The organism is Streptomyces sp. NPDC048521 (genome assembly GCF_043199855.1).
Taxonomy (GTDB): Bacteria; Actinomycetota; Actinomycetes; order Streptomycetales; family Streptomycetaceae; genus Streptomyces.
The window spans coordinates 310,853-337,007 of the sequence record NZ_JBICWR010000008.1 but is presented as its reverse complement, the minus strand read 5'-3'; the positions used below and the strand labels follow the sequence as shown (position 1 = coordinate 337,007).

Sequence of the window (26,155 nt, the reverse complement as noted above, 5' to 3'; positions counted from 1 at the left end):
GGGAAGTCAGCTCCTACTGCTCTTGCTGCTGGCCGTCGGCGGGTGCGTCCGCCGACGGGGTCACCGTGACGGTCACCGTCGGCGTCGGGATCGGCTTGGGCTTGGCCGGGAGCACGGTGTCCCGCGGGTCCTTCTTCGGGGCCTCGACGACCACGCCGACGATGTCCAGCTTGGTGAAGCCGACGTACGGGGTGACGTAGAGGGTGCGGGTGAGGCCGCCGCCGGAGGGGTCGACGCGGGAGACGACGCCGACCGGGACGCCCGGCACGAACGGCTTGTCGGCCTGCGAGCCGAAGGTGATGAGCCGGTCGCCCTTCTTGACCTCCGCCTTGCCGTTGAGCAGTTCCACGCGCAGCGGGCGGTCGCCCTGCCCGGAGGCGAAGCCGAGTTCGTCGCTGCCCTCCATACGGGTGCCGACGGTGAAGTCGGGGTCGTTGGCGAGCAGCACGGTGGAGGTGCCGGGGCCGACGGTGGTGACGCGGCCGACCAGCCCGTCGCCGTTGAGCACGGTCATGTCCCGCTTGATGCCGTCGTCGGCGCCGGCGTCGATGGTGATGGTCCAGGAGAAGCCCTGCGCCGCCCCGATGGCGATGACCTGGGCGCCCTTGATGCCGTACTGGCCCTCGCCGGCGACCTTGAGCATCTTGTCGAGCTGCTTCAGGCGGCTGCGGTTGCGGTCGTCGCTGCCGAGCTTCGCCTTGAGAGCCGCGTTCTCCTTCTCCAGCGCCGCCAGCCGGTCGTGCCGGCTGCCGGAGTCCCGGATCGCGGAGACGGCGTTGCCGACCGGGTCGACCGCCGAGGACAGTCCGTTCTCGACCGGGCCGAACGCCGCGGCCGCGGCCTGCCGGGCGCCGTCCACCGGGGAGTTGCGGCCTCCACGGATGTCCACCGTGATCAGCGCGAACGCGATGGCGATCAGCAGGACCAGGAGCAGCCGGCTCTCTTTCGTGTCCCTCACGTGCGGCGGCCGTGCCCTTCCTCGAGTTGGAATTCGTCGGACCCCTGGACGACGCGAACGCTGCTGCGCAAACCCAAGGGGCCCGTTCGGGGAGCTTATGCCTCGATATCAACGATCCGCCGCACGAGAGGAGAACGTCTCGTACGGCGGAATCGAAGAGTCACGTCATCTGCGTGGCTGGGCGTCCAGGACCTGCTGCAGCGCCTCGAACTCCTCGACGCACTTCCCGGAGCCGAGCGCGACGCTGTCCAGCGGGTCCTCGGCGATGTGGATCGGCATGCCGGTCTCCCGCCGCAGCCGCTCGTCGAGCCCGCGCAGCAGGGCTCCGCCGCCGGTCAGAACGATTCCTCGGTCCATGATGTCGCCGGACAGCTCCGGCGGGCACTTGTCGAGGGTCGTCTTGACCGCGTCCACGATCGCGTTGACCGGCTCCTCGATCGCCTTGCGGACCTCGGCGGCCGAGATGACGACGGTCTTGGGCAGTCCGGAGACCAGGTCCCGGCCACGGACTTCGGTGTGCTCGTCGGTGTCGAGGTCGTACGCCGAACCGATCGTGATCTTGATCTGCTCGGCCGTGCGCTCACCCAGCAGGAGGCTGTACTCCTTCTTGATGTACTGGATGATCGCGTTGTCCAGTTCGTCGCCGGCGACGCGGATGGACTGGGCGGTGACGATGCCGCCGAGCGAGATGACCGCGACCTCCGTGGTGCCGCCGCCGATGTCGACCACCATGTTGCCGGTGGCCTCGTGGACCGGCAGGCCGGAGCCGATGGCCGCCGCCATGGGCTCCTCGATGATGTGCACCTGGCGGGCACCGGCCTGGGAGGACGCCTCGATGACCGCGCGGCGCTCGACGCCCGTGATGCCCGAGGGCACGCAGACGACGACCCGCGGCCGGGCGAGATACCGCCGCTTGTGGATCTTCAGGATGAAGTAGCGGAGCATCCGCTCGGTGATCTCGAAGTCGGCGATCACGCCGTCCTTCAGCGGCCGCACCGCGACGATGTTGCCCGGCGTCCGGCCGATCATCTTCTTCGCTTCGGCACCGACCGCGAGAATCCCACCCGTGTTGGTGTTGATCGCGACGACGGACGGCTCGTTGAGTACGATCCCGCGACCCCTGACGTACACCAGCGTGTTGGCGGTCCCGAGGTCGACAGCCATGTCACGGCCGATGAACGACATTGAGTTCCCCATCCGGATTCATCTGGCCTTCCTGCGCTTTTGAGGGCATGTCAGGTCGGCGAGGCGGGTGCTGTGACGTGAAGGCTTCCATCGTAAACGCGCCTGCACGAACACTGCGCGAGGGTCTCCGCCATTGTCACCAGATGGCGGGCCGCCCCGCTTGTGGAGACGGGCGTTCGGGGGCGCTCGTTCCCTCAATCGCCGGTACTCGTGCACGCGTGCCGGGGTCACGGATGTCCGGGAGCGGGCCCCCGGACGTTCCGCTTCGGCTGAGGGTGTGGCGTTACGCGCGGCCCGGGAAGAAGATCTTCACCTCGCGCTCGGCGGACTCCTCGGAGTCGGAGGCGTGGATCAGGTTCTCGCGGACGATCACACCGAAGTCGCCGCGGATCGAACCGGGAGCGGCGGCGATCGGGTCGGTCGGGCCGGCCAGCTGCCGCACGCCTTCGATGACCCGCTCGCCCTCGACGATCAGGGCGACGACCGGGCCGGAGGACATGAACTCCACCAGCGGCTCGTAGAACGGCTTGCCCTTGTGCTCGCCGTAGTGCTGCTCCAGCGTGTCCTGGTCCAGGGTGCGCAGCTCCAGCGCGGTGATCTGCCAGCCGGCCTTGCGCTCGATGCGGCTGATGATCTCGCCGGTCAGGCCGCGACGGACGGCGTCGGGCTTGAGGAGGACGAGGGTGCGCTGGCTCACGGGAGGACTCCTTACGCGACTGACGGGTGCGGTGGGACGAGGTTACAGGGCGTGTCGGGGCGCCCGTTACGCAGCGTCAGGTGTGGACGAGGAGTTCTCCGCCTGGGCGGCGAAGCGGGCCTTCGCCTCGTCCACCTTTCTCCCGAAGTGCACCGACGCCCACCACAGCGCCCCGAAGATCGCGCCCAGGAAGTACATGGTCGGGACGAAGACGCCGGAGGCGATCAGCGCGATCTGCAGGGCCCAGCCCAGGGCGACCCCGCCGGGCCGGGTCACCATGCCGCACAGCAGCACGCACAGCACCATGGCGATACCGCTGACCAGCCACACCGTCGACGTGGACAGGTCCGGGTCCTTCATGGCGACGAGCGCCGCGAAGCCGATGATGAAGACCTCACCGATGAGCGTCGAGGAACAGAGCGTACGCACAGAAACCTCAGCCCTTTCCGAGCAGCAGCCGGGCCTCGCCGACCGTGATGACGGAACCGGTGACCAGCACGCCACCGCCCGCGAACTCGCCCTCCTCCTCGGCCAGCGTGATCGCGGCCTCCAGGGCGTCGGGCAGTCGCGGTTCGACCTGTACCCGCTCCTCGCCGAACACCTCCACGGCGATCGCGGCCAGCTCGTCCGCGTCCATGGCGCGGTGGCTGGAGTTCTGGGTGACGACGACCTCGGCGAAGATCGGTTCGAAGGCCTCCAGCAGCCCGCGCACGTTCTTGTCGCCGCTCGCGCCGACGACACCGATCAGCCGGGTGAAGTCGAACGCCTCCCGCACCGCCTCCGCGGTGGCCACGGCGCCCGCCGGGTTGTGCGCGGCGTCCAGCACGATCGTCGGGGAGCGCCGGACGACCTCCAGGCGGCCCGGCGAGGAGACGGCCGCGAAGGCCTTGCGGACGGTGTCGATGTCCAGCGGGTCCGCACGCTGCGCGCCGACGCCGAAGAACGCCTCGACGGCGGCGAGGGCGACGGCCGCGTTGTGCGCCTGGTGGGCGCCGTGCAGCGGGAGGTACACCTCCGCGTACTCGCCGCCGAGGCCGCGCAGGGTGAGCAACTGCCCGCCGACGGCGACCTGCCGGGCGACGACCCCGAACTCCAGGCCCTCGCGGGCCACGGTCGCGTCCACCTCGACGGCCTTCTTCAGCAGCACCTGCGCCGCGTCCACCGGCTGCTGGGCCAGGATGACGGTCGCGTCCTGCTTGATGATGCCGCTCTTCTCGGTGGCGATCTCCGCGTGCGTCCCGCCGAGGCGGTCGGTGTGGTCCAGGTCGATCGGGGTGACCACGGCGACATCGCCGTCGATCACGTTGGTGGCGTCCCAGGAGCCGCCCATGCCGACCTCGACGACGGCGACGTCCACCGGCGCGTCCGCGAACGCCGCGTACGCCATGCCGGTGAGCACCTCGAAGAACGACAGCCGGTACTCCTGCTGTCCGTCCACCATCTCGACGTACGGCTTGATGTCCTGGTACGTCTCGATGAACCGCTCGGCGGAGATCGGGGCGCCGTCCAGGCTGATCCGCTCGGTGATCGACTGCACATGGGGGCTGGTGTAGCGGCCGGTGCGCAGCTCGAAGGCGCCGAGCAGGGCCTCGATCATGCGGGCGGTGGAGGTCTTGCCGTTCGTGCCCGTGATGTGGATGGACGGGTACGAGCGCTGCGGTTCGCCGAGCACGTCCATCAGCGCGGCGATCCTGCTGACCGAGGGCTCCAGCTTGGTCTCGCCCCAGCGGGTGGCCAGCTCCGCCTCCACCTCGCGCAGGGCCTGGTCGACCTCCGGGTCCTCCGGGCGGGCCGGTACGTCGGCCTGCGGCGGGCCGCCCTGGGTACGCAGGGTGCGGCTGCCGGCCTCGATCACGGCGAGGTCGGGGTCGCGGTCGGTCTCCTCCGCGACGAGTTCCTCGAAGGCGTCGAGGGGGTCGGGGGTGTCACTGGTGCCGGGCGCTTCGCTCACGGGGCCAGTCTACGGAGCGGGCGGGGGCTTCGCGGCGCCGGTATGGGGTGGCTTGTCTTGTCGGCCGGCTGCGGGCCGACAAGAGCTGATCGCGCGGTTCCCCGCGCCCCCAGGAAGTTGCGGTTCCGCCCGCCGTACCGCGCCGTAGTCGCGGGCAGTGGTGCGGGACCCCTCCGGGGGAGGCACCTCCCAGCGAGCAGCGCCCGTGACCGGCGCGCGAAGGCCCCCGGAAGCTCGCGGCTCCGGGGGCCTCCAGCGCCGGTTCTCACGCTTCCGGCAGCTTCTCCAGCTGGGCGGTGATACGGGCGATGTCCTCGTCCGCCTTGGCCAGGCGTGTGCGGATCTTGTCCACCACGTTCTCCGGGGCCTTCGCCAGGAACGCCTCGTTGCCGAGCTTGGCCGTGGCCTGGGCCTTCTCCTTCTCCGCGGCCGCGAGGTCCTTGGCGAGGCGCTTGCGCTCCGCGGCCACGTCGATCGTGCCGGAGAGGTCGAGGGCGACCTCGGCACCGGCGACCGGCAGGGTGGCCGTGGCCGTGAAGGACTCGCCCTCCGGCTGCAGGCGCAGCAGCTGGCGGATGGCCGCCTCGTGCGGGGCCAGCGCCGTACCGTCCAGGGTCAGGCGGGCGGGGACCCGCTGACCCGGCTGCAGGCCCTGGTCGGCGCGGAAGCGGCGGACCTCGGTGATGACGGACTGCAGGGTCTCGATCTCCCGCTCGGCGGCCACGTCACGGAAGCCACCGTCCTCGGGCCAGTCGGCGATGACGAGCGACTCGCCGCCGGTGAGGGTGGTCCACAGGGTCTCCGTGACGAACGGGACCACCGGGTGCAGCAGCTTCAGCGTGACGTCCAGGACCTCGCCCAGGACCCGCTTGGAGACCTCGGCCGGCTCGCCGCCCGCCTGGAACGTCGTCTTGGACAGCTCGACGTACCAGTCGAAGACCTCGTCCCACGCGAAGTGGAACAGGGCGTCGGAGAGCTTCGCGAACTGGAAGTCCTCGTAGTGGGCGTCGACCTCGGCGACCACCGAGTTGAGGCGGGAGAGGATCCAGCGGTCCGTCGCGGACATCGCCGACGGCTCGGGCAGCGGGCCCTCGACCGTCGCGCCGTTCATCAGCGCGAAGCGGGTCGCGTTCCAGATCTTGTTGGCGAAGTTGCGCGAGCCCTGGACCCAGTCCTCGCCGATCGGGACGTCGACACCCGGGTTCGCGCCGCGGGCGAGGGTGAAGCGCAGGGCGTCGGAGCCGTACTTGTCCATCCAGTCCAGCGGGTTGACCGCGTTGCCGAAGGACTTCGACATCTTCTTGCCGAACTGGTCGCGGACCATGCCGTGCAGGGCGATGGTGTGGAACGGCGGGGTGCCGTCCATCGCGTACAGGCCGAACATCATCATCCGGGCGACCCAGAAGAAGAGGATGTCGTAGCCGGTGACCAGCACGGAGTTCGGGTAGAACTTCGCGAGCGACTCGGTCTGTTCGGGCCAGCCGAGGGTGGAGAACGGCCACAGGCCGGAGGAGAACCAGGTGTCGAGGACGTCGGTGTCCTGGTGCCAGCCCTCGCCCGTGGGGGGCTGCTCGTCCGGGCCGACGCAGACGACCTCGCCGTTCGGGCCGTACCAGACCGGGATGCGGTGGCCCCACCACAACTGCCGCGAGATGCACCAGTCGTGGAGGTTGTCGACCCAGTCGAAGTACCGCTTCTCCATCTCCTGCGGGTGGATCTTGACCTTGCCCTCGCGGACGGCGTCGCCTGCGGCCTTGGCCAACGGGCCGACCTTGACCCACCACTGCATGGACAGGCGCGGCTCGATGGTGGTCTTGCAGCGCGAGCAGTGGCCGACGGAGTGGACGTACGGCCGCTTCTCCGCGACGATCCGGCCCTCGGCGCGCAGCGCGGCGACGATGGCGGAGCGGGCCTCGAGGCGGTCCTGGCCCTGGAAGGGGCCGTGGGCGGTGATGACGGCGTGCTCGTCCATGATCGTGATGGCCGGCAGGTCGTGGCGCTGGCCGATCTCGAAGTCGTTCGGGTCGTGCGCCGGGGTGACCTTGACGGCGCCGGTGCCGAACTCGGGGTCGACGTGCGTGTCCGCGACGACCGGGATGGAGCGGTCGGTCAGCGGCAGCCTGATGAGCTTGCCGACGAGGTGCTTGTACCGCTCGTCGTCCGGGTGGACGGCCACGGCCGTGTCGCCGAGCATCGTCTCGGCGCGGGTGGTGGCGACGACGATCGAGTCGTCCCCGTCGCCGTAGCGCATCGAGACCAGCTCGCCGTCGTCGTCCTGGTACTCGACCTCGATGTCCGAGATCGCGGTCAGACAGCGCGGGCACCAGTTGATGATGCGCTCGGCGCGGTAGATCAGCTCGTCGTCGTAGAGCTTCTTGAAGATGGTCTGGACGGCCTGGGACAGGCCCTCGTCCATGGTGAAGCGCTCGCGCGACCAGGCGACGCCGTCACCGAGGCGCCGCATCTGCCCGGAGATCTGCCCGCCGGACTCGGCCTTCCACTGCCAGACCCGCTCGACGAAGGCCTCGCGGCCCAGGTCGTGCCGGGACTTGCCCTCCTTGCCCAGCTCGCGCTCGACCACGTTCTGCGTGGCGATGCCGGCGTGGTCCATGCCCGGCTGCCACAGCGTCTCGTGGCCCTGCATCCGCTTGCGGCGGGTCAGGGCGTCGATGAGGGTGTGCTCGAAGGCGTGCCCGAGGTGCAGGCTTCCCGTGACGTTCGGCGGCGGGATGACGATCGTGTACGGCGGCTTCTCGCTCTTCGCGTCCGCCTCGAAGTAGCCCCGCTCTACCCAGCGCTCGTACAGCGGCCCCTCTACATCGGCCGGCGCGTACTGGGTCGGCAGTTCGGTGTCGGGCGCGGGTGGCTGCTGCTGAGCGTTCTCGGTCACGGGGGTCAGTTTAGAGGTGTCACGGGGTGGTCCCGAAACGCCTTTGTTCTGTAACGGTGCGGCCCCCGGTGCGGTGCGGTTCCCGGGCCTGGGTCAGGATGTCAGGAACACATAAGCATCTGGAGGGGAACCGAGGAATGAGCAACGACCAGCCGGGCCCGTACGGCCAGCAGCCCCAGCAGCCGGGTCCGTACGGCCAGCCGGGGCAGCCTGGGCCGTACGGCCAGCCGGGCCCCTACGGCCAGCAGCCGCAGGCTCCGCAGCCCGGCTACGGCTACCCCCAGCAGGCCCCTCCGGCGCAGCCGGGGTACGGCTACCCGCAGCAGGGCGTGCCGCAGCAGCCGAACCCGTACGGCCAGCAGCCGCCCTACGGCATGCCGCAGGCGCCGGAGCCGAGCGGGGGGAAGAAGAAGACGGGCCTGATCATCGGCGCGGTGGCCGTGGTGGCGGCCGTGGCGGTGGGTGCGTACTTCGTGATCGGCGGTGGGGGCGGCGGCAGCGACGTGGCCGACGACGGCCCGCACAAGCTGACGACGCCGGCGACGGTGCTGACGGAGTACAAGAAGAAGGACGGCGACAGCGACACGATGACGGACAAGGATCTGAAGGACGCCGAGAAGTGGGGCGTGCACGATCCGACGGACGTCAGCGCGCAGTACACGTCCGGGGACGAGGACAACCCGCTGAGCCAGAAGATGATCCAGTTCGGGGGCGTCTACGGCACCATCGACGACCCCGAGAAGACCGTCGACGCGATGTTCGCCTACATGAAGACCGAGGCCCAGAAGGACAGTGACAGCAAGGACGTCAGCCTGAAGGGCGAGCCGAAGGCGTACACGCCGGCCGGGCTCGACGGCGCGGTCCTCAAGTGCCAGCAGGCCCAGGCCCCGACCGGCGCGAGCAGCGGCGGGCCGAAGGACGTGACGATGACCATCTGCATCTGGGGCGACCACAGCACCCTCGGTCTCGTCATGCCGATGGACATCGCCAACCTCGCAGCGGGCAGGAGCAGCGACCCGGCGACCGACGCGGAACTCGCCGCCAAGTTCCGCAAGGAGGTCCGCGTCAAGGCCTGACGCGGACGGCGGCTACGCCGAAAGGGCCCCGGTCGGTCGACCGGGGCCCTTTCTCGTGCCTGGGGTCAGGCGGTCTTCTGCTCGCCCGAGCCGCGGCCGCGGGCGTCCCGCGGGATGAGGGTCGGGTTGACGTTGGAGAGCACCACGTCGGCGGTGATGACGACGCGGGCGACGTCCTTGCGGGACGGGACCTCGTACATCACGCCCTGCAGCACCTCCTCCATGATGGCGCGCAGGCCGCGGGCGCCGGTCTGGCGGAGGATGGCCTGGTCGGCGATGGCCTCCAGGGCCTCGCGCTCGAAGTCCAGCTCCACGCCGTCGAGTTCGAAGAGGCGCTGGTACTGCTTCACGAGCGCGTTGCGGGGCTCCACCAGGATCTTGAGGAGGGCTTCCCGGTCCAGGTTGTGGACGCTCGTGATCACGGGGAGGCGGCCGATGAACTCGGGGATCATGCCGAACTTGACCAGGTCCTCCGGCATGATGTCCTCGAAGACGTCCTTGGCCTCCAGCTCGCGCTTGGAGAGGATCGTCGCGCCGAAGCCGATGCCCTTGGCGCCGGCCCGCGCCTCGATGATCTTCTCGAGGCCCGCGAAGGCACCGCCCACGATGAACAGGACGTTCGTCGTGTCGATCTGGATGAACTCCTGGTGGGGGTGCTTGCGGCCGCCCTGGGGCGGGACCGAGGCCGTGGTGCCCTCGAGGATCTTCAGCAGGGCCTGCTGCACGCCCTCGCCGCTGACGTCCCGGGTGATCGACGGGTTCTCGCTCTTACGGGCCACCTTGTCGATCTCGTCGATGTAGATGATGCCCGTCTCGGCCTTCTTGACGTCGTAGTCCGCGGCCTGGATGAGCTTCAGCAGGATGTTCTCGACGTCCTCGCCGACGTAGCCCGCCTCGGTCAGCGCCGTCGCGTCGGCGATCGCGAACGGGACGTTCAGCATGCGCGCCAGGGTCTGCGCGAGGAGGGTCTTGCCGGAGCCCGTGGGGCCCAGCAGGAGGATGTTGGACTTCGCCAGCTCGATGGCGTCGTCACGGCCGCTCGCGCCGCCGTTCTCGCCCGCCTGGACCCGCTTGTAGTGGTTGTACACCGCGACGGAGAGCGCCTTCTTGGCCGCTTCCTGGCCGACCACGTAGCCCTCGAGGAACTCGTAGATCTCGCGGGGCTTGGGCAACTCCTCCCAGCGGACCTCGCTGGTCTCCGCGAGTTCTTCCTCGATGATCTCGTTGCAGAGATCGATGCACTCGTCGCAGATGTACACACCGGGCCCTGCGATGAGCTTCTTGACCTGCTTCTGGCTCTTGCCACAGAACGAGCACTTGAGCAGATCGCCGCCGTCACCGATGCGTGCCACGGTGTGCTTCCCCTTCGCCTGGGAGACGCCTGGACACTGAGGTCCAGCGACTCCTGGTGCTGCCTTATGTCCGACGGTACCTTGCCGGGCCCGGTGTTCGGGCCCCCCTTGGCAGGGTTCACTTTGACGTGCACCGTGCCAAGAGGGGCAGAAAGTATGCCCTCCGGGTCAGCGGACCGCGGAGTTGTTCAGCTTGCGGGTGGAGATGATCTGGTCGACGAGGCCGTACTGCAGCGCCTCCTCGGCCGTGAGGATCTTGTCGCGCTCGATGTCCTCGCGGATCTTCTCGATCGGCTGGTTCGAGTGCTTCGCCAGCATGTTCTCCAGCTGCTCACGCATTCGGGTGAACTCGTTGGCGATGATCTCGAGGTCCGAGAGCTGACCGCGGCCCGTGGAGCCGGCCGGCTGGTGGATCAGCACCCGGGAGTTCGGCAGCGCCATGCGCTTGCCCGGGGTACCGGCGGCGAGCAGGATGGCCGCCGCGGAGGCCGCCTGGCCCATGCACACCGTCTGGATGTCGGGCTTCACGAACTGCATGGTGTCGTAGATCGCCGTCAGGGCGGTCATGTCGCCACCGGGGCTGTTGATGTAGATCGAGATGTCCCGGTCCGGGTCCATCGACTCCAGGCACAGCAGCTGCGCCATGACGTCGTTGGCGGAGGCGTCGTCGATCTGGACGCCCAGGAAGATCACGCGCTCCTCGAAGAGCTTCGCGTAGGGGTCGTACTCGCGGATGCCCTGGGAGGTGCGCTCGACGAAGCGCGGGATGACGTAGCGGCTCTCGGGCTGGGGCCCTTCGTACATGCCGCTGGCGGCGCCGGGGAAGTTGCTCATGGGGTGTTCACCGTCCTGGTGGCGTTCTGGGGGCTGGGGTCTCGGCGGTGCGTGGCGTGGCCGGGCCGGTCAGGCACCGGTGCCGCCGCCTCCCGGAACACCCGAGGCGTGCGTGATGATCTCGTCAATGAGACCGTACTCCTTGGCCTCTTCCGGGGTGAACCAGCGGTCGCGGTCGCCGTCGCGGACGATCGTCTCGACCGACTGGCCGGAGTGCAGCGCGGTCAGCTCGGACATGCGCTTCTTGGTGCGCAGCAGGTACTCGGCCTGGATCTTGATGTCCGAGACCGTGCCCCCGAGGCCCGCGGAGCCCTGGTGCATCATGATGTCGGCGTGGGGCAGCGCGAAGCGCTTGCCGGCCGTACCGCCGGTGAGCAGGAACTGGCCCATCGAGGCGGCCATACCCATGGCGATCGTGACCACGTCGTTCGGGATGTACTGCATGGTGTCGTAGATCGCCATGCCGGCCGTCACCGAGCCGCCGGGGCTGTTGATGTAGAGGTAGATGTCCTTGTCCGGGTCGGCGGCAAGGAGCAGCAGCTGTGCGGTGATCTTGTTGGCGATGTCGTCGTCAACCTGCTGGCCGAGGAAGATGATCCGCTCGCCGAGCAGCCGGTTGTAGACCTGGTCGCCGAGGCCACCACCGATGGAAGGCTCGCCGGCGGCTGAGGGCATCAGATTCGTCACGTATCCACCTGCTCGTCTTACGACGGCGCCGGGCCGTCTCACGTCGTCCTGCCGGAGGCTTGGCGGGGGGTGTCAGGAGACTCCCCTGCCCCCGTATTCATGGACCCTAACGCTCAGGTCCCCTCGGGGAATCCCGGAGATGGGAGTGTTCGCCGGGGGCGTAGAGGCTCCGCCCGGGGGCCGGTGCGGTTCCCGGGGGGTGGTGCGGCTCGTCTTCGGGCCGCGGGTCCACCGCGGCTGGTCGCGCGGTCCCCCGCGCCCCTCAGGGCCGGCTGTCCGCCCCGGTACGGCGACGGGCCCCGGGGAAACTCCCCAGGGCCCGTGGTGCGTGCTGCAGAGGCGCCGCAGGGCTGCTCAGCCCGTTCAGCCCTCGGTCTTCTCCTCGGAGGCCTCGGCGGACTCGGAGGCCTCGGAGGCCGGGGCCTCGGCCTCGGTCTCCTCCTCCTCGTCGTCCAGGTCGATGATCTCGCCGTTGGTGTCCTTCACCGTGGCGGCCTCGACCACGACGGCCAGGGCCTTGCCGCGGGCGACCTCGCCGACCAGGAGCGGCACCTGGCCGCCCTCGACGACGGCCTGGGCGAACTGGTCGGGGGACATGCCGGAGGAGGCCGCGCGCCGCATGAGGTGCTCGGTCAGCTCCTCCTGGTTGACGTTCAGCTGCTCCTTCTTGACCAGCTCGTCGAGGACGAACTGGGTCTTGATGCCCTTGACCGCGGCCTCGCGGGTCTCGGTCTCGAACTCCTCGGCGGTCTTGCCCTGGATCTCCAGGTACTTGTCGAGGGTGAGGCCCATCTGGCCGAGCTGGTGGTGCTCCAGGTTGTGCTTGCGGGTGTTGATCTCGTCCTCGAGCAGCTTCTCGGGGACCGGGACCTCGACCAGCTCGAGGAGCTTCTCCAGGACGCGCTCCTGGGCCTGGGTGGCCTGGTCGAACTGCTTCATGTTGGCCAGGCGCTTGCGGCTGTCGGCCTTCAGCTCGTCCAGCGTGTCGAACTCGGAGGCGAGCTGCGCGAAATCGTCGTCCAGCTCGGGCAGTTCACGGGCGGCGACCTGGGTGACCTTGACGGTGACCTCGGCCTCCTTGCCCGCGGCGGAGCCGCCCTTCAGCTCGGAGGTGAAGGTGGCCTCCTCACCGGCGGACAGGCCCTTGACGGCGTCGTCGATACCGTCCAGCAGCTCACCGGAGCCGATGGTGTACGAGACGCCGTTGGCGACGCCGTCCTCGAGGACCTCGCCGTCGACCTTGGCCTGCAGGTCGATGGTGACGACGTCGCCGTCCTCGGCGGCGCGCTCGACCGGGGAGGTGGAGGCGAAGCGCTCGCGCAACTGCTCGACCGACTTCTCGACGTCCTCGTCGGTGACCTCGACGGCGTCGACCTCGACCTCGATACCGGAGTAGTCCGGGATCTCCAGGGCGGGGCGGACGTCGACCTCGGCGGTGAAGTTCAGCGTCTCGCCGTCCTTCAGCTCGGTGATGTCGACCTCGGGCTGGCCCAGCGGGTTCAGCTCGGCCTCGTTGACCGCCTCGGTGTAGAACTTCGGCAGCGCGTCGTTGACGGCCTCCTCCAGCACCGCACCGCGGCCGAACCGCTGGTCGATGACCCGGGCCGGGATCTTGCCCTTGCGGAAGCCCTTCACCGTGACCTGCTGGTTGATCTTCTTGTACGCCGCGTCGAGGCTGTCCTTGAGCTCCTCGAAGGGCACCTCGACAGTGAGCCGAACCCGGGTCGGGTTCAGGGTCTCCACGGCGCTCTTCACGGTTCGGTCTCCTTGTGGCTGACTTCTTGGTTTCTGCCGGAGCCAGACTGGTCCGGCGGATTTCGCCGCCCGGAGGAGTTCGTAGGCCGAGTGGGCCGGGACACACGGGCGCGCAGCTTGCATAGTAACCGCAGCCGGTCAGCGCCCCAAAAGGCGATCATCACGACGTGACGAGCCGGTGGTCGGGGTGGCGGGATTTGAACCCACGGCCTTCCGCTCCCAAAGCGGACGCGCTACCAAGCTGCGCCACACCCCGTCTGGTGCGACACGTAGGGTACATGCCCCGGCCGGATACGTCGGCCGCATTGACGGGAGCCGTCGGCTGGGGCATCCGCGCGGTCCGCGCGTCGGGCAACACGTTGGCCTCGGCGGCGGGCGACCCGCTACGATGCCTCCAGTGCCGCGGTCACGGACCTGCGGCGCACTGCTGCGGGCGTAGCTCAATGGTAGAGCCCTAGTCTTCCAAACTAGCTACGCGGGTTCGATTCCCGTCGCCCGCTCTGGATGCCGAAGGCCCAGGGAGTGGATGTTCTCCACCCCTGGGCCTTCGGCCGTTCCCGGGGCCGTTCACAGGTTCCTGACGTCCACGCTGTAGACCGAGCGCATGCCGTAGGGGACGTAGAGGGCGTCGCCGGACAGGACGGGGGGTGCGGGGCTGTCGGAGGAGCCGGTGGTGTCGCTGTCGTCGCGGCCGGGGAGCGTGCCCGTGACCCGGCCGGTGCGCAGGTCCAGGGCGGCCAGCCGGCCGGTGGGCGAGGCCAGGTAGAGGCGGGTGGCGGAGACGGCGGGCGGGCCGGGCTGTTCGACGGTGGAGTTGCTCTGCCACAGCTGCCGACCGGTGTCCGGATCGACCGCGCGGACGCTGCCGCTGCCGAGGGTGAGGTAGAGGGTGCCGCGGACCAGGTAGGCGCCGGTGGCGGCCTTCGGGGCGTTCAGCCGTACGGTCGTCACGACGTGCGAGGAGAGGTCGATGAGGGCCAGGCCGCTCGGTCTCTCCAGGAACGGGTCGGCGCCCAGTACCAGGCGGCCCCGTGCCTGGCCGAAGAGGTACACCCCGCCCTTGATCGTCCGGGTCCAGCGGGCCTGGCCGGTGGCGGGGTCGAGCTGGGCGACGGTGGTGTGGTGGGTGTCGCCCGTGGCGTCGGGGGTGTGGCAGACCAGGTAGGCCTGTCCTGCGGCGCCGCTCAGCAGGCAGTCGCCGTCGTCGCTCATGCCGTAGGGCAGCCGGTGGTGCCAGCGGAGCCTGCCGTGCGCGGCGTCGAGGAGGGCGTAGGAGTCGGACGCGTCGCCGTAGGCGGTGATGACGCCCGCCGGGGTGGCGACCGCGCCGCTGGAGTCCGGTCCGACGCCGTCGACGTTGTCGGCGACGACCGTCGTCCAGACCGCCTTGCCGGTGGCCGTGTCCAGGGACTGCACGGTGTAGCGGGTCCGGGTCTCCGGTTCCCGCTCGCCGGTCCTGAGGTCACGGTCGTCGGCGCCGAAGACGTACACGCCGCCGGGGCGGGTGCCGATGATCGTGCCTCCGCCGCTGCTCGTGGTCTGGGCGGGCGTGGGGTCCATGGGCCGGGTCCAGGCGTTGCGGCCGTCGGCGAGGTCGAACCGGGTGGCCATGATGCCGTCGCCGGCGCACACCAGCGCCTGCCGCGAGGTGACGCAGCTGTGGAAGGGGCCGTTCGGCCCCATGGCGTTCGGGTCCTCGGCCGTGGGGTCCGCGGCCTGCCGGTGCCAGGTGTGCCAGCCGGCCGGCAGGGCGTGCGGGGCGTGCGGGGCACTGCCGCCGTCGCGGGCGAGGACGGTGGTGGTGGCGGCCGCGCCGGCCAGTACGGCGGTGGCGGCCACGACGGCCGGCCACCACCGGCGCCGGCGCCGGCGCGGCGGCTCGGGCCGGGTCTCCGGTCCGGCCGCGTCCGCCTCGGGTGCCGGGTCCCGGTCGGGCAGCCGGCCGTCGCGCAGGAGGCGCAGCAGCTCGTCGGGGGTGGGCCGGGACTTGGGGTGCCTCTCCAGGCAGAGACGGACGAAGGGGAGCAGCTCGTCCGGGACGCCGTCGAGATCGGCGTGTCCCTCGACGACGCGGGTGGCCGTCTCCCAGGGGCTCGCGCTGTCGAAGGGGCCGCGCCGGGTGGCGGCGTACACGAGGACGGCGCCGAGGGAGAAGATGTCGGTGGCCGGGCCCACCTCGTGCGGGGCGGCGAACTGCTCGGGAGACATGAAGGGCGGGGTGCCCATCACGCGGCCGGTCTGGGTGAGGGCGTCCATGGCGGCGGACTCTGCGGCGCGGGAGACACCGAAGTCGATGACCCGGGGGCCGTCGTCGGCGAGCATGACGTTGGCCGGTTTCAGGTCCCGGTGGACCACTCCGGCGCGGTGGATGTCGCGCAGGGCCTCGGCGAGGCCGGCGGCGAGTCCGCGCAGCCGGTCGGGCGGGAGCGGGCCGTGGCGGCGGACGTGGGTGCCGAGGTCCTCGGCGGGGATGTAGAGCGTGGCCATCCAGGGTCGCGGCGCATCGGCGTCCGCGTCCACCACGGGTGCCGTGAAGGCGCCGCTGACCTGGCGGGCGGCGGCCACCTCGCGGCGGAACCGGATGCGGAACTCGTCGTCGTCGGCGTACTGGCCGTGGACGACCTTCACGGCGAGGCGCCGGCCGGACGCGGAGCGGGCGAGGTAGACCACGCCCATGCCGCCGCTGCCGAGGCGGTCCTCGATCCGGTAGCCGCCGACCTCCGCCGGGTCGGAGTCGCGCAGCGCCATGCCCTCGCATCCCCCGTTGTTCCAGTTGTCCAGACTCTGCCGGTCCCCCGCCGGTCAGAATCTGATCGAGTTGATGGACTCCGCTATCGAGTTCAGGAACCGGTTGATGGACGGGGCCATGCCGGTCGAGGCGAGGAAGAACCCGAAGAGGATCGCGACGATCGCGGGGCCGGCCTTGATGTTCCCCCCTCGGATCAACACCACCAGGATGATCGCCAACAGCAGAACCACGGACAGTGAAATGGCCACAACTGATCACACCCTCGGTCGGTCCGCTCCGCCGGCCCGGGGGTACGGCCCGCGCACCCCCGCCAGAACCATCGTGCCACCAACCCGGCTCCCCTATGCGCCCCGTGACACAACGTCGGGCAAGTGCCCGTGCGCGCGACAGCTCGCACAGGAATACGACAGGACACCCGGTCACGAAATCCCCACGAATTCAGGGGACTTCGTTTCCATATCCACGCATCACCTGGGCCGGCGATTCGAAGTACATAGCACAGAGCCGCCGTATGCCCGAATTAGTCTGGATTAATCGGTACATCCGGGGTGAACGGACGACAGCTGCGTGCCCATCAGCACGCCGAACAGGGTGGCAAGTACGGCGAATTACGGGGTACCCGGACGTGATAAGCAGGAATAACAGCGCGGGTTTTACGGAATCCCACAGCCGACGCTAGGGTGCCTGAGATGTTCGACGCCGTCCCGTCCCCCGGCCACCACCGCAGGCCGCTCCCCCCGGCACAGCCGCCGGCGCGGGGAGTGCCCGGTCCGCGTACCCCGACGCGTGCGCAGGAGAGGCAGTCACCCGCCGAGAGACCGGGCAGACAGCGCGACGCGTTCTTCGACAACGCCAAGTACCTGGCGATCGTGCTGGTGGCCCTGGGGCACTCCTGGTCGGCGATCAAGACCGACAACCGGGTCCTTGAAGGCCTGTACAACGTCGTGTACACCTTCCACATGCCGGCGTTCATCATCATCTCCGGCTACTTCTCGCGCAGTTTCGACATGCGCCCGGACCGGCTGAAGCGGCTGATCACCGGCATCGCGGTCCCGTACCTGCTGTTCCAGATCGCCTATTCGCTGTTCAGGCGCTACGCGGGCCAGGCCGACGATCCGATCAGCCTCGTCTCCCCCTACTACCTGACGTGGTTCCTGTGCGCGCTGTTCATCTGGCGGCTGACCACGCCCCTGTGGAAGGTGGTGCGCTGGCCGCTGCCGCTCGCGCTCGGGATCGCCATGGCCGGATCGGTCACCCGGGGCCTCGACGACAATCTGGACCTGGGCCGCGTCCTGCAGTTCCTGCCCTGCTTCGTCCTCGGACTGCTGCTGAAGCCCGAGCACTTCGCGCTGATACGCCGGCGCCGGGTGCGGATCCTGTCCGTACCGGTGTTCGCCGCGGCGCTGGTCATCGGCTGGTGGACCGTACCGCGCGTGGACGGCGGCTGGTTCTACCGGCAGAGTTCCGCGCAGGATCTCGGTGCGCCCTGGTGGACCGGGCCGCTGATGACGCTGGCCATGTTCGGCTGCGCGCTGGTGCTGACCGCCTGCTTCCTCGCCTGGGTGCCGGGCCGCAGGACGTGGTTCACCGCACTCGGCGCGGGCACGCTGTACGGCTATCTGCTCCACGGCTTCGTGGTCAAGAGCACCCTCTACGCGGGCGGGTTCGACCTCGCCCTGCGGTACGGGGCCGCCGGTTCGGTCGCCGTCACCGTCCTCGCGGCCGCCGCCGTCACGCTGCTGTGCACCAAGCCGGTGCAGCGCCTCTTCCGCTTCGCGATGGAGCCGGAGATGGAGTGGGCGTTCAAGCAGGACGCGGCCGAACTGGCCCGGGAGCGGCAACGCAAGGACCGCGAGCGCGAGAAGGTCGGCGTCTAGCCGGTCGAGCGCAGGCCGAGAAGTGCGCGCATCCGGGCGTACTTCTCGGTCAGTCGTCTCCGGGTCGCCCGCGGCAGGACGGCCAGCCGGCCCGGGTCGGCGTTGTGCGCCAGGTCGGACTCCTTCACCAGCAGCGCGCCCGGGGTGGCGAGGATCCGGCGGGCGTACTCCTCCGCTTCCTCCCCCGGCCGTTTGGTGAGGGCGTCCACGATGGCCTTGGTGCGCGGGGTCAGGGCGGCCGCGGCCAGCCACTGCCGGGTGAGCGCGTCGTCCTCGATCGCGTCGTGCAGCCAGGCCGCCGCGATCTGCTCCGGGTCACCGCCGCGGGCGCGGACGCCCTCGGCGACGGCCGCGAGGTGTTCGGCGTACGGCCGTCCCGCCTTGTCGGTCTGCCCCTCGTGGGCGGCGCGCGCGACGGCCTCGACCTCGGCCGGGGTGAGTTGCGTCTCGGTCACCCCTCCAGTGTCCCCCGCCGCCCCCGCTCCGGGCGGCCCTGCCCGAAGCGGTGCTCCGCCCCGGCTCAGTGGCCGTTCGCCGACGCCTGGCGGCAGATGAGCAGGAGGGCGCGGTCGTCGTTGACGTCCTTCGCGACCGCCTCGATGAGGTGCCAGGCGGCACCGTGGAAGCCGCCGGCGACATAGCGGTCGGCCTCGCCGGTGAGGCGGTCGATGCCCTCCACGATGTCGCGCTCGGAGGTCTCCACCAGTCCGTCCGTGAACAGCATCAGCACGTCGCCGGGTCGCAGGGAGCCCTTCACGGAGTCGAACTGGGCGCCGTCGTACACACCCAGCAGCGGGCCCTCGGCGGCCTTCTCCTCCCAGCGGCCGCTGCCCGCGCTCAGCTGCAGCCCCGGCGGATGGCCCGCGGAGTACAGCTCGTAGTCCCCGGAGTCCAGGTCCAGGACCAGGTGGATGGAGGTGGCGAAGCCCTCGTCCCAGTCCTGGCGCAGGAGGTAGCCGTTGGCGGCCGGAAGGAAGGCGTGCGGGGGAAGCGAGCCGAGGAGACCGCCGAAGGCACCGGACAGCAGCAGGGCGCGCGAGCCCGCGTCCATGCCCTTGCCGGACACGTCCGTCAGCACGACCTCCAGCGTGCGGCCGCCGTTCGTACGGGCCGCGACGACGAAGTCGCCGGAGAAGGACTGCCCGCCCGCCGGGCGCAGCGCCATCTCGTGGTGCCAGCCCTGCGGCAGCTTCGGCAGCTTGCTCTGCACCCGGATCCGCTCGCGCAGGTCGAAGAGCATGGTGCCGCCGCGCCGCCAGGGCACCCCGACCCGGCTGCGGAACTGCGCGGTCAGCAGCCCGAAGAAGCCGCACGCGGCGACCACGAGGACCACGCCCGGAGTGACCCGCGACGGTCCCTCGGTGTAGGGGCCGAGCCGCACCGACTCCACGATCAGCGCGGTGGCCGCCGCCGCGTACAGGCCGAGCAGGCTCGCCGGGCGCAGCAGCAGGCCGCCCGCGACGATCGGCAGCACCAGGGTGGCCGGGGAGCACCACACCGAGTCGACGAGGGTCATGGCCGCGAGGACGGGTATGACGAGCAGCAGTCCGGCGAACGCGATCCAGTCCGAGCCGTCGCCGCGGAAGTAGTCCACGGCGCTTCTGCGCAGGCCGACGCGGGCCCGGTGCCACTGCTTCTTCCACCGGGCCGTGAACGTCTCGGCCTTCGCGCGCCGCTCTCGTCCTGCTGCCATTAGTTCGGGACCCTATCCATCGCACCGGCCGCTTGGCACGGGAGGTCCCACTTGTCCCCCGTGCGGGGCTCCGCCGCACCGTTCGTCTTCGTCGCTCGCTTCGCGATGCGTCCTCACAGTGAACGGCACGCCAGGCCATCGCGCCGCCGTCCAGGAGAAATTCACTGGCTCGTCCCGCAATGCCCTGGTAGGCATGGCTCATGGGGACTGACCACGCGACCGAGTTGAAGACGCTGCGCCCGGAGGAGTTCGACCGGTGGTGGGACCACCTGGTCCGGGCGTTCGGCGGTGGGCCGGCCTCGCCCGAAGAGCGCGACCTGGACAAATCGCTCACCGAGTTCGACCGGTCCCTGGCCGTCTGGGACGCGGACACGATCGTCGGCACGTCCGGGGCCTTCAGCTTCCGGATGACCGTGCCGGGCGGGGCGGTGGTGCCCACCGCCGGTGTGACCATGGTCAGCGTGGCCGCGACGCACCGGCGGCGCGGGGTGCTGACGTCGATGATGCGGCGGCTGCTGGACGACGCGCACGCCGCGGGCGAGCCGCTGGCGGCGCTGTTCGCCTCCGAACCCGCGATCTACGGCCGCTTCGGGTACGGCGCGGCGACCTCCCAGATCACCGCCGAGATCGACACCGGCCGGGTCGCCCTGGCGGTGCCCGCGGGCACCGACGAGGTGCGCGTACGCTACGCGCCGCCCGCCGACGTCCTGAAGGAGTGCGAGGCGGTGTACGCGGCCCTGGTGCCCCGCCGCCCGGGCATGCTGGCACGGCAGCCCGGCTGGGAGCGGGCCAGCCTGCTCGACCCGGCGAGCGACCGGGACGGGGCGTCGGCCCTGCAGTGTGTGGTCGCCGAACGCGACGGCGAGGTCACCGGGTACGCACGCTTCCGCACCAAGCTCGGCTGGGGGCCGAGCGGGCACGACGGCACGGTCACCCTCCAGGACCTGGCCGCGCTCGATCCGGCGACCGAGGGCGCGCTGTGGCGCTTCCTGTTCGGCATCGACCTGATGACGACCCTGACGGTGCGGGGACGTCCGGTCGACGAGGCCTGGCAGCACCTGGTCTCCGACATCCGCCGCTGCCGGCCGCAGTTCCGGGACGCCGGGTACATCCGCCTCGTGGACGTGGGCGCGGCCCTGTCGGCCCGTACGTATCTGACGCCGGTGGACGTCGTCTTCGAGGTCGAGGACGCCTTCTGCCCCTGGCACGCGGGGCGTTGGCGGCTGACCGGCGACGCCAAGGGCGCGTCCTGCGAACGCACGACGGACACAGCCGACCTGGTGCTGTCGGCCAGGGAGTTGGGCGCGGCCTACCTCGGCGGTGCGACCCTGCTGTCCCTGGCGGCGGCCGGGCGGGTGCGGGAGCTGCGGCCGGGGGCGCTGACGGAGGCGTCGGTGGCGTTCGGCTCCCCGGTGGCGCCGTGGATCCCGCACGGGTTCTAGGGGGCCCGTCCGGCGGTTCGCGGCGGACGGGAATCGCCGGACAGGCCCCGGGTCACCGCGTCTGGCAGGTGGGGCACCAGAAGAGGTTGCGGGCGGCGAGGCCGGCGGTGCGGATCTCGTCGCCGCAGATGTGGCAGGGCCGGTCGGCGCGGCGGTAGACGTACACCTCGCCGCCGTGGTCGTCCACGCGGGGCGGGCGGCCCATCGCCTCCGGGGTGTGCTCGGGCCGCACGGTGTCGATCCGGTTGTGCCGGACCCCCTCGCGCATCAGCTCGACCAGGTCGGTCCAGAGGGCGTCCCACTCGGCCGGGGTGATGTCCCGGCCCGCGCGGTACGGGTCGATGCCGTGCCGGAAGAGGACCTCGGCACGGTAGACGTTGCCGACGCCCGCCACGGTCTTCTGGTCCATGAGCAGCGCGGCGATCGTCGTACGGCTGCGGGAGATCCTCCGGTACGCCTCGCCCGGGTCGGCGTCGTCGCGGAGCGGGTCGGGGCCGAGCCGGTCGTGTACGGCCCGCTTCTCGGCGTCCGTGATCAGGGCGCAGGTGGTGGGGCCGCGCAGGTCGGCGTACGAGGTGGCGGTGGCGAGCCGGAGCCGGACGGTGTCGCTCGGCGGGGGCGCGGGGGCGTCCCCGAAGCCGACCTTGCCGAAGAGGCCGAGGTGGATGTGGACCCAGTCGGCGTCCCGGAACCGCAGGAAGAGGTGTTTGCCGTGGGCCTCGGTGGCCGTGAGCACGGCACCGTTCAGCAGGTCCGCGGCGTCGGAGAACTTGCCCTGGGGGCTGGTGACCCGGGGAGCCGTGCCGGAGAACCGGGCGGCGTAGTCATGCGCCAGCCGGTGGATCGTGTGCCCCTCTGGCACGGTTGCCTGTTCCTTCCCGCCCCCAGGGGGAGCCTCAGTCCTGCTGGGGGTGGTGGGCCGGGATCGGGGGCAGGTCGCCGGTCGTCTCGTACGCCGACAGCATGTCGATGCGGCGGATGTGACGCTCGTCACCCGAGAACGGGGTGTTGAGGAAGACCTCGACGAACTTGGTCGCCTCCTGCGTGCTGTGCATGCGCGCACCGACGGCCACCACGTTGGCGTCGTTGTGCTGACGCCCGAGCGCCGCCGTCTCCTCGCTCCAGGCCAGGGCCGCCCGCACGCCCTTCACCTTGTTCGCGGCGATCTGCTCGCCGTTGCCGGAGCCGCCGATCACGACACCGAGGGCGTCCGGGTCGGCGGCCGCCTTCCTCGCGGCACGGAGGCAGAACGGCGGGTAGTCGTCCTGGGCGTCGTAGATGTGCGGCCCGCAGTCCACGGGCTCGTGGCCGGCGGCCTTGAGCCACTCGACGAGGTGGTTCTTGAGTTCGTAGCCCGCATGGTCGGAGCCGAGATACACGCGCATGCATCGAGTGTGACACGCCTGTTTCGGGGCAGCAGCCCGGGGTGTCGGCGCGGAGACCGCCCCGGAATATGTGAGCCAGGCCATAGATCCTCAAGAAAACCTCAAGTAACGATACGGATTCAGAGGTTCCCGAATTCGTTCACCTCGGATTCACTGGACCGACTCGTACACCGCTCGTGCGGGCAGCTCTACCTGGCGCAAAGGAAATCCGTCCATGACCTCTGGTTCGGGCCTCCAAGCAGGACTGAAAAACCGCCACCTTTCGATGATCGCGATCGGCGGCGTCATCGGAGCCGGCCTCTTCGTCGGTTCCAAAGCCGGTATCGCCACCGCGGGACCCGGCATCCTCCTGTCCTACGCCCTCGTCGGCACGCTCGTCGTACTCGTGATGCGCATGCTCGGCGAGATGTCCGCCGCCAATCCGACCTCCGGCTCGTTCTCGGCGCACGCCGACCGCGCGCTGGGCCGCTGGGCCGGGTTCTCCATCGGCTGGCTCTACTGGTTCTTCTGGGTCGTCGTGCTCGCCGTCGAGGCGACCGCCGGTGCCCAGATCCTCGAAGGCTGGGTCCCGGCCGTCCCGCAGTGGGCCTGGGCACTCATCGTGATGATCGTGCTGACCGCGACCAACCTGGTCTCCGTCGGCTCCTACGGCGAGTTCGAGTTCTGGTTCGCCGGCATCAAGGTGGTGGCGATCGGCGCGTTCATCGTCGTCGGCCTGCTGGCCATCTTCGGCGTCCTGCCGGGCGTGCACGCCGACAAGGCGAGCTTCGGCAACCTGACCTCGCACGGCGGGTTCCTGCCGCACGGTCCGGGATCGATCCTCACCGGTGTGCTGCTGGTCGTCTTCTCCTTCATGGGAAGCGAGATCGCGACCCTGGCGGCCGGCGAGTCGGAGGACCCGCAGCGCGCGGTCACCAAGTCCACCAACAGCATCATCTGGCGGATCGGCGTCTTCTACCTGGGCTCGATCCTCGTCGTGGTCTCGCTGCTGCCGTGGAACGACCCGTCCATCGCCAAGGACGGCTCCTACGTCGCCGCCCTGAACTCCCTCGGCATCGCGCACGCCGGCGAGATCATGAACGTCATCGTGCTGACCTCGGTGCTGTCGTGCCTGAACTCCGGCCTGTACACGGCCTCCCGGATGGCCTTCTCGCTCGGCCAGCGCGGTGACGCCCCGAAGGCGTTCGCCCGCACCACCTCCCGTGGTGTGCCGATGCCGGCGATCGTCGCGTCCGTCGTCTTCGGCTTCGTCGCCGTCTTCTTCAACTACAAGTTCCCGGACTCGGTCTTCCTCTTCCTGGTCAACTCCAGTGGCGCGGTGGCCCTGTTCGTGTGGCTGGTCATCTGCTTCTCGCAGCTGCGGATGCGGAAGATCATCCAGGCGGAGGCGCCGGAGAAGCTGGTCGTGAAGATGTGGCTGTACCCGTACCTGACCTGGGCGACGGCCGCGCTGATCGTGTTCGTCCTCGGCTACATGCTGACCGACACGGAGCACGACGGCCGCGAGACGGTGCTGCTGTCGCTGCTGGTCGCGGCGATCGTGCTGGTGATCGCCGTGGTCAAGGAGCGGCTCGCGGCGAACCGCCCGGCCCCCGCGGCCGAGGCACCGTCCGACAAGGTGTCCGTCGGCTGACCCCACCCCTCGGGGACATGGCCGCATAACCTGACGGAAGCTGTCAGGTTATGCGGCCATGCTGCTTTCCATGACCACCTCGGACCCCCGCGCGGACCTGACCCTCCTGCACCCCGGCGACCCGGGCTACGACGACGAACTCGCCGGTTTCCAGCTCGGGTTCGCCCAGCGTCCCGCCGTGATCGCGCCCGCCCGCTCGGTGGACGACGTGGTGGCCGCCGTACGGTATGCGGCGGCCGGAGGCCTGCCGGTCGGGGTGCAGGCCACCGGGCACGGACTGCCGGACGGCTACGAGGGCGGGCTGCTGGTGACGACGAGGCAGCTGGACGGGATCACCGTCGATCCGGCGGCGCGTACCGTGCGGGTGCAGGCCGGGGTGCGCTGGGGGCAGGTGATCGCGGCGGCCGAGCCGTACGGGCTGGCGCCGCTGAACGGTTCGGCGCCGGGCGTGGGCGCGGTGTCGTACACGCTCGGCGGCGGGCTCGGCATCCTGGCGAGGGAGTTCGGCTACGCGGCCGATCATGTGCGTCGGCTGGAGGTCGTCACCGCCGACGGCGGACTCCGGCACGTCACCCCGGACTCCGACCCCGACCTGTACGGGGCGCTGCTCGGCGCCGGGCAGAACTTCGGCATTGTCACCGAACTGGAGATGGACCTCGTACCCGTGCGGACGCTGTACGGCGGCTCGCTCGCCTTCGACGGGCGCACGGTGGACCCGGCGGCGGCGCTACGGGCGTACGAGGAGTGGACGCGGACCGTGCCGGACGGGCTGACCTCGTCCTTCGCCGCCGTTCCCTACCCGGACCTGCCCGCCCTGCCGCCGCGTCTGCGCGGCACGTACGTGCTCTCGGTCCGGGTCGCCCACACGGGTGCGGACGGCGCGGACCTCGTCGCCCCGCTGCGGAAGATCGGTCCGGTGCTGTCGGACTCGCTGCGGGTGATGCCGTACGCCGAGAGCCACACCATCCACAGCGACCCGGACTTCCCGCACGCCTACTACGGCGACAGCGCGGTGCTGCGGGAGCTGGACGTGGAGCGGGCCGGGGAGCTGTTGAGGCGGACCGGGCCGGAGGCGGACCCGATGTGTGTCGTGCAGGTCAATCACCTGGGCGGGGCGCTGGCCCGGCCGGCGCCGAACACGGTGCCCCACCGCGAGGGGCGGTTCCTGGTGCGGCTGCTCGGCGTCGGGGACCGGGCGCGGGCGCGGGCCGTGCTGGACCCGGCGCTCGCGCTGCTGGCCGACGACACGCTCGGCCGGTCCCTCAACTTCGCCTTCGGGGCGGGCGACCGGGGTGCGGGGCTGTACGACCCGGAGACGCGCAAGAGGCTCGCCGGGCTCAAGGAGCGTTACGACCCGGCGAACCTCTTCCGCAGGAACTACGGCGTCGGCGCGTAGGCGCCGCGCCTCAGCGCTTGCCGACGAGCTTCCAGGCGGCGGGCAGCGCACCCATCGCCAGGGCGGCCTTGAGGGCGTCGCCGATCAGGAACGGGGTGAGACCGGCCGCGATCGCCTGGGACGCGGACAGGTGGGCGGCCAGGGCCAGGTAGGGAACGCCGATGGCGTAGACGATCGCCTCGCCGAGGATCATCGTGCCGGCCATGCGCAGCGGGGAGCGGTCGGCGCCGCGGCGGGCCAGGGCGCCCACGGCCGCGGAAGCGAGCAGCATGCCGAGGACATAGCCGAAGGAGACCATCCCGGCTCCCGAGGCGCCCTGCGCGAACCACGGCACGCCGGCCACACCGGCGATCGCGTACAGGGCGAGGGAGAGGAAGCCGCGGCGGGCACCGAGCGAGGTGCCGACGAGCAGCGCGGCGAAGGTCTGCCCGGTCACCGGCACCGGGGAGCCGGGCACCGGGACCGACAGCTGGGCCGCGAGGCCGGTGAGCACGGCACCGCCGAGCACGAGGGCGGCGTCACGGACGCGGGACGCGGGCAGCAGGTCGGCGAGGACGGCGCCGGGGCGAGCGGTGGCGGTGGCGGTGCTCATGGG

22 protein-coding genes and 2 tRNA genes are annotated in these 26,155 nt (G+C 70.5%); 6 read left to right on the top strand and 18 right to left on the bottom strand.

Going from position 1 to position 26,155, the window contains the following annotated elements; genetic code table 11:
• Positions 1-13 precede the first annotated feature (13 nt).
• The 6 genes from mreC to ACGFRF_RS21210 form a co-directional block, all read right to left on the bottom strand.
• Positions 14-958, bottom strand: coding sequence for a rod shape-determining protein MreC (gene mreC, locus ACGFRF_RS21235; RefSeq protein WP_393742086.1), 945 nt, complete (start codon positions 956-958; stop codon positions 14-16).
• A 165-nt stretch (positions 959-1,123) separates the two neighbouring features.
• On the bottom strand, positions 1,124-2,143 hold the full coding sequence (locus tag ACGFRF_RS21230; protein WP_014672705.1) for a rod shape-determining protein: 1,020 nt from the start codon (positions 2,141-2,143) through the stop codon (positions 1,124-1,126).
• A gap of 283 nt (positions 2,144-2,426) precedes the next feature.
• The gene (gene ndk, locus ACGFRF_RS21225; protein WP_356816305.1) at positions 2,427-2,840 is read right to left on the bottom strand and encodes a nucleoside-diphosphate kinase; all 414 of its coding nucleotides are present in this window, start codon (positions 2,838-2,840) and stop codon (positions 2,427-2,429) included.
• A gap of 66 nt (positions 2,841-2,906) precedes the next feature.
• Positions 2,907-3,269, bottom strand: coding sequence for a DUF4233 domain-containing protein (locus tag ACGFRF_RS21220; RefSeq protein WP_393742083.1), 363 nt, complete (start codon positions 3,267-3,269; stop codon positions 2,907-2,909).
• Positions 3,270-3,276: 7 nt separating this feature from the next.
• Positions 3,277-4,791 (bottom strand): bifunctional folylpolyglutamate synthase/dihydrofolate synthase, encoded by a 1,515-nt coding sequence (locus ACGFRF_RS21215; RefSeq protein ID WP_393742081.1) that lies wholly within the window; start codon positions 4,789-4,791, stop codon positions 3,277-3,279.
• 265 nt (positions 4,792-5,056) lie between these two features.
• Positions 5,057-7,681, bottom strand: a complete 2,625-nt coding sequence (locus ACGFRF_RS21210) for a valine--tRNA ligase (protein ID WP_393742079.1) — start codon at positions 7,679-7,681, stop codon at positions 5,057-5,059.
• Between the two features lie 137 nt (positions 7,682-7,818).
• On the opposite strand from ACGFRF_RS21210, the gene ACGFRF_RS21205 reads away from it, so the two are divergent.
• A complete protein-coding gene (locus ACGFRF_RS21205; protein WP_393742077.1) occupies positions 7,819-8,757 on the top strand; it encodes a hypothetical protein in 939 nt (312 codons plus the stop codon).
• 65 nt (positions 8,758-8,822) lie between these two features.
• Here ACGFRF_RS21205 and clpX read toward each other — a convergent pair whose 3' ends face one another.
• The 5 genes from clpX to ACGFRF_RS21180 all read right to left on the bottom strand — a co-directional run bounded on the left by clpX (position 8,823) and on the right by ACGFRF_RS21180 (position 13,641).
• Positions 8,823-10,109, bottom strand: coding sequence for an ATP-dependent Clp protease ATP-binding subunit ClpX (gene clpX / locus ACGFRF_RS21200; protein WP_393742075.1), 1,287 nt, complete (start codon positions 10,107-10,109; stop codon positions 8,823-8,825).
• Positions 10,110-10,277: 168 nt separating this feature from the next.
• Complete coding sequence (locus ACGFRF_RS21195; RefSeq protein WP_393742073.1) at positions 10,278-10,943, bottom strand: ATP-dependent Clp protease proteolytic subunit; 666 nt, start codon at positions 10,941-10,943, stop codon at positions 10,278-10,280.
• A 69-nt stretch (positions 10,944-11,012) separates the two neighbouring features.
• Positions 11,013-11,618, bottom strand: coding sequence for an ATP-dependent Clp protease proteolytic subunit (locus ACGFRF_RS21190; RefSeq protein WP_393742140.1), 606 nt, complete (start codon positions 11,616-11,618; stop codon positions 11,013-11,015).
• 375 nt (positions 11,619-11,993) lie between these two features.
• Positions 11,994-13,385: a trigger factor gene (tig, locus tag ACGFRF_RS21185; RefSeq protein ID WP_393742071.1), complete on the bottom strand. Its 1,392-nt coding sequence runs from the start codon at positions 13,383-13,385 to the stop codon at positions 11,994-11,996.
• Between the two features lie 179 nt (positions 13,386-13,564).
• Positions 13,565-13,641, bottom strand: a tRNA-Pro gene (locus ACGFRF_RS21180).
• Between the two features lie 173 nt (positions 13,642-13,814).
• Here ACGFRF_RS21180 and ACGFRF_RS21175 point away from each other — a divergent pair.
• Positions 13,815-13,885 (top strand) — tRNA-Gly (locus tag ACGFRF_RS21175).
• A 67-nt stretch (positions 13,886-13,952) separates the two neighbouring features.
• On the opposite strand, the gene ACGFRF_RS21170 is transcribed toward ACGFRF_RS21175, so the two are convergent.
• Together ACGFRF_RS21170 and ACGFRF_RS21165 are read right to left on the bottom strand one after the other, a co-directional pair.
• Entirely contained in the window at positions 13,953-16,133 is a 2,181-nt protein-coding gene (locus tag ACGFRF_RS21170) for a PQQ-binding-like beta-propeller repeat protein (protein WP_393742069.1), read from the bottom strand.
• A 54-nt stretch (positions 16,134-16,187) separates the two neighbouring features.
• On the bottom strand, positions 16,188-16,382 hold the full coding sequence (locus ACGFRF_RS21165) for a hypothetical protein (RefSeq protein ID WP_030648672.1): 195 nt from the start codon (positions 16,380-16,382) through the stop codon (positions 16,188-16,190).
• 441 nt (positions 16,383-16,823) lie between these two features.
• On the opposite strand from ACGFRF_RS21165, the gene ACGFRF_RS21160 reads away from it, so the two are divergent.
• Positions 16,824-18,011, top strand: coding sequence for an acyltransferase family protein (locus ACGFRF_RS21160; RefSeq protein ID WP_393742067.1), 1,188 nt, complete (start codon positions 16,824-16,826; stop codon positions 18,009-18,011).
• Here ACGFRF_RS21160 and ACGFRF_RS21155 read toward each other — a convergent pair.
• Positions 18,008-18,466 (bottom strand): HD domain-containing protein, encoded by a 459-nt coding sequence (locus tag ACGFRF_RS21155; protein ID WP_393742065.1) that lies wholly within the window; start codon positions 18,464-18,466, stop codon positions 18,008-18,010. The two genes, ACGFRF_RS21160 and ACGFRF_RS21155, sit on opposite strands and share 4 nt — an antisense overlap.
• A gap of 65 nt (positions 18,467-18,531) precedes the next feature.
• Positions 18,532-19,704 carry a PP2C family protein-serine/threonine phosphatase gene (locus ACGFRF_RS21150; RefSeq protein WP_393742063.1) on the bottom strand — a complete coding sequence of 391 codons (1,173 nt, stop codon included), beginning with the start codon at positions 19,702-19,704 and terminating at the stop codon, positions 18,532-18,534.
• 200 nt (positions 19,705-19,904) lie between these two features.
• Between ACGFRF_RS21150 and ACGFRF_RS21145 the strand changes: the two genes are divergently transcribed.
• The gene (locus ACGFRF_RS21145) at positions 19,905-21,146 is read left to right on the top strand and encodes a GNAT family N-acetyltransferase (RefSeq protein ID WP_393742061.1); all 1,242 of its coding nucleotides are present in this window, start codon (positions 19,905-19,907) and stop codon (positions 21,144-21,146) included.
• A 52-nt stretch (positions 21,147-21,198) separates the two neighbouring features.
• Here ACGFRF_RS21145 and ACGFRF_RS21140 read toward each other — a convergent pair whose 3' ends face one another.
• Both ACGFRF_RS21140 and ACGFRF_RS21135 read right to left on the bottom strand, forming a co-directional pair.
• Positions 21,199-22,008 (bottom strand): Fpg/Nei family DNA glycosylase, encoded by an 810-nt coding sequence (locus ACGFRF_RS21140; protein WP_393742059.1) that lies wholly within the window; start codon positions 22,006-22,008, stop codon positions 21,199-21,201.
• Between the two features lie 34 nt (positions 22,009-22,042).
• Positions 22,043-22,531 (bottom strand): ribose-5-phosphate isomerase, encoded by a 489-nt coding sequence (locus ACGFRF_RS21135; RefSeq protein WP_393742058.1) that lies wholly within the window; start codon positions 22,529-22,531, stop codon positions 22,043-22,045.
• A gap of 214 nt (positions 22,532-22,745) precedes the next feature.
• Here ACGFRF_RS21135 and ACGFRF_RS21130 point away from each other — a divergent pair, with 214 nt between their 5' ends.
• Both ACGFRF_RS21130 and ACGFRF_RS21125 read left to right on the top strand, forming a co-directional pair.
• A complete protein-coding gene (locus ACGFRF_RS21130) occupies positions 22,746-24,164 on the top strand; it encodes an amino acid permease (RefSeq protein WP_393742056.1) in 1,419 nt (472 codons plus the stop codon).
• A gap of 70 nt (positions 24,165-24,234) precedes the next feature.
• Complete coding sequence (locus ACGFRF_RS21125; RefSeq protein ID WP_393742054.1) at positions 24,235-25,560, top strand: FAD-binding oxidoreductase; 1,326 nt, start codon at positions 24,235-24,237, stop codon at positions 25,558-25,560.
• 10 nt (positions 25,561-25,570) lie between these two features.
• Here the strand turns inward: ACGFRF_RS21125 and ACGFRF_RS21120 are convergent, their stop codons facing one another.
• Positions 25,571-26,152, bottom strand: a complete 582-nt coding sequence (locus ACGFRF_RS21120) for a biotin transporter BioY (RefSeq protein WP_393742052.1) — start codon at positions 26,150-26,152, stop codon at positions 25,571-25,573.
• Between the last annotated feature and the right edge of the window lie 3 nt (positions 26,153-26,155).